Origin of the sequence: Sulfuricurvum sp. (genome assembly GCF_023250475.1) — a bacterium.
GTDB lineage: Bacteria > Campylobacterota > Campylobacteria > Campylobacterales > Sulfurimonadaceae > Sulfuricurvum.
On sequence record NZ_JAHFAQ010000008.1, the window covers coordinates 1 to 2740 of the forward strand.

Genomic DNA, 2740 nt, shown 5'->3' on the forward strand with positions numbered 1-2740 from the left:
GGTAATCGCTTCGACATTCATCCGCGAAAAAATAGTGGCAGTGACATCTTCACCGAGCTGCAAAAGCAAAATAGAGACTTTTTCAGCCATTCCCATTTCATCAAAATAGAGCTGCTGATTTTGTGTTAGATTCAAAGGGTACTACCTACTTTTTTACACAAATTGGTGAAGGTGAGTGCTTGTTTTAGCACTCCATCTCGATTATTTTCCAAGGAAGCCCTTGAGTATTCATTTCTTCCATGAACGGATCAGGGTTAAGCTGTTCCATATTGAATACACCTTTACCGTTCCAGATGCCCTGAACCATCAGTTTTGCACCGATAACCGCAGGGACACCTGTTGTGTAAGATACACCTTGCGATTTAACTTCGGCATAGCACTCTTCATGATCTTTGACCTGGTAGATATAGATCTTCCGTTTTTTGCCGTCTTTAAGACCTTCTGCAACGATACCGATGTTGGTTTTTCCTTTGGTGCGTGGACCGAGAGATGCCGGATCAGGAAGCAAGGTTTTCAAAAATTCGATCGGAACGATTTTTTGCCCTTGATGTTCTACCGGCTCAATTCCGAGCATTCCGACATTCTCTAAACATTTCATGTGGGTAAGGTAGCTTTGGCCGAAGGTCATAAAAAAGCGGATTCGTTTGAGCCCTTTGATATGTTTGACCAAAGATTCCATCTCTTCGTGATAGAGCAAATAGCTGTCTTTGGGCCCTACTTCGGGATAATCCCATACCTGCATGATCTCCATCGGTGCGGTTTCGATCCATTCGCCATTTTCCCAGTAGCGCCCTTTGGCGCTTACTTCCCGAAGATTGATTTCAGGGTTAAAATTGGTTGCAAACGGATAGCCGTGGTCTCCGGCATTACAATCGAGGATATCGATGGTATGGATTTCGTCGAAATAATGTTTTTGAGCATAGGCACAGAACATGTTGGTTGCCCCCGGATCGAATCCGCTTCCGAGCAATCCCATAATCCCTGCTTCTTTGAATGCACCGTCTCGCTCCCATTGGAGCTTGTATTCGAATTTCGCTTCATCGGGATGTTCGTAGTTAGCTGTATCGAGGTAAGGAGTTTTTGTTGCAATACACGCATCCATGATGCTAAGGTCTTGGTAGGGAAGCGCAACATTGATAAGAATGTTTGGATTGTATTTATTGATCAGTGCAATCACTTCTTCTGTATTGTCGGCATCTACCGTTGTGATCTCAAGCGCCCCTTCAGGAAGTTCGCTTTTAATCTCTTCACAACGCCAGATACTGCGGCTTGCTAAAATGATACGATCGAAAATGTGGTTGTTCATGACACATTTATGTGCCACTACGCGCCCTACTCCACCGGCGCCGATAATAAGTGCTGTTGCCACGGCATATCCTCTGATTTAAAAATTGTGAAAATTATAGGTGAAACTCTCTTACAAAAACGTTACAGATAAAATGCTCCATAAAGGGTAAGGCCCCAAATAAACGCTAACATACCAAGAGATAGAAATACCAAAGCCGCACCGGCATCTTTTGCCCGCTTAGCGAGTTCATGATGATCGAACGTTACTAAATCGACAGTACGTTCAACGGCACTGTTGATAATCTCAGCGATCATAGGGATAAAGAGAGATACGGCAAGTATCGCTTTATACACAAATGCTATCGGCAGATTCCACGCGACGATCATTCCGACAACGAACAGTACAATCTGAAGCCGGAATGATTTTTCATTTTGAGTCACTTCCAGCAGACCCTCCAACGCGTATCGGGTATTTTTAAAAAGTGTGTATTTAGGCTTGTTGAGTGCCATGACTCTCCTTCAAATGAATAATCGCATTATACACCGTTTCCGGATCACTATCCATGGGAATCGCTTCTCCGTAGATGACACGAATATTACGGCGAAACCATGAATGAGATGGGGTATGGCGCTTTGCTGCACGGGAAAATATGCTTCCGTATATTCCGCAAATATAAAAAGGGACGATGACCCCCTCCGTATCAAAAGAGATTCTTTTATATCCGTGTAATACTTTCCCTACTTCACCGCTATGACTAATAGAACCTTCTGGAAATAGGCCGATGATGTCGCCTTTTTGCAAACGCTCTCGTGCGTGTTTAAATGCCTCTTTGGCCCCCTTGGCCGAAATTGGGATCACTTCCCCCAATTTCATTATAGGACGGATGAGAGGTTTTTCATAAATGGAACGCTCCATCAGATAGCGGATACGCCGTTCTATGCCGACTTGTACTAAAATCCAATCAATCCAACTGATATGATTTCCCATCAATAAAACGGCTTTGTCATTGGGGATATGATGGGTTTGTATAGGGATAATGTTGTAGCGTAACGCCAATAATCGCTCGAACAAGAACCATAAAAAATAATCTTTGTATCGGATCATTACCCCGAGAGTAAGGATTGATGAGACGGCAAGCATAGCGTATAAGAGCATTAGCGCATCCCATCCCGCATACGCAAAAAGGGTTGTTAACGCTAAAAAGAGGGTCATAAATATATTTTGAATCCAATTGTTCCCCGATAATACATACGAAAGATGGGGGCGAGGCGTTTGGGAGAGGATAAGAGAATTCAAGGAAACAATCATCATAGCACCGCCGATACCGAATCCGAAAAAGATAAATCCGATCCAAAAGAGGCTGTGTGTCAACGGTAAAAGAGTGAGCATAACCGTTATGGTCAAGGCACCCGCAACAATCAACCCTTTATGAAGATAATGGCGTGACAAACG

3 protein-coding genes are annotated in these 2740 nt (G+C 43.6%); all 3 read right to left on the reverse strand.

From position 1 onward, the window contains the following. Positions 1–184: 184 nt before the first annotated feature. Positions 185–1369 carry a saccharopine dehydrogenase family protein gene (locus Q0C19_RS01655; protein WP_295052220.1) on the reverse strand — a complete coding sequence of 395 codons (1185 nt, stop codon included), beginning with the start codon at positions 1367–1369 and terminating at the stop codon, positions 185–187. Positions 1370–1428: 59 nt separating this feature from the next. Next, a complete protein-coding gene (locus Q0C19_RS01660) occupies positions 1429–1797 on the reverse strand; it encodes a diacylglycerol kinase (RefSeq protein WP_295052222.1) in 369 nt (122 codons plus the stop codon). After that, positions 1778–2740, reverse strand: a 963-nt coding sequence (locus Q0C19_RS01665) for a 1-acyl-sn-glycerol-3-phosphate acyltransferase (RefSeq protein ID WP_295052224.1), incomplete at its 5' end; no start/stop codon positions are given. The genes Q0C19_RS01665 and Q0C19_RS01660, both read right to left, overlap by 20 nt.